The organism is Natronococcus jeotgali DSM 18795, assembly GCF_000337695.1.
Taxonomy (GTDB): domain Archaea; phylum Halobacteriota; class Halobacteria; order Halobacteriales; family Natrialbaceae; genus Natronococcus; species Natronococcus jeotgali.
In genome coordinates, this window is record NZ_AOIA01000068.1 from 1 (window position 1) to 525 (window position 525).

Below are 525 nucleotides of genomic sequence, written 5' to 3' on the forward strand. Positions count from 1 at the left end.
TCGATCGACGAACGAACTACTACGCGATCACCAATGAAGGGGACACAGCCATTCAGGAGCGCCGTGAGTGGGAATCACAGTACGTTGACCTCTGACTCAGAGAGATGTTGCGTCGATCCGAGCCAGTCGGCGTCACCCAAAACCTGAACAAGCGCAGGCAGTACCACAAATTCCGATAAAACAATATAAACTATACAGTTCTCAACTCACAGAAGTTGAGACTGCGTTCTCCGATGCATATGGAATCGTCACCCATTTCGTCACTTCGTTTCGACGAGTCTTCACCGNGCGTTCTCCGATGCATATGGAATCGTCACCCATTTCGTCACTTCGTTTCGACGAGTCTTCACCGAAAGAGCCGATACAGAGACAGTGCGAACTTGTCACTGGTAGAACAGACTTATTAGATAAGAGAGTTACTCTTGCAATAGGATACCTCCCATGACTAATGTAGTTATTGGATTACTAGCTGGAGCTCTTATTATACAATTCCCGATAGGTATTCTGATGTATATTGACGCGAGA

At 46.6% G+C, this 525-nt stretch carries 1 pseudogene; it reads left to right on the top strand.

The window, feature by feature from the left end:
• Positions 1-95 (top strand): annotated as a pseudogene (locus C492_RS25195) (PadR family transcriptional regulator); the annotation flags it as partial.
• Positions 96-525 lie beyond the last annotated feature (430 nt).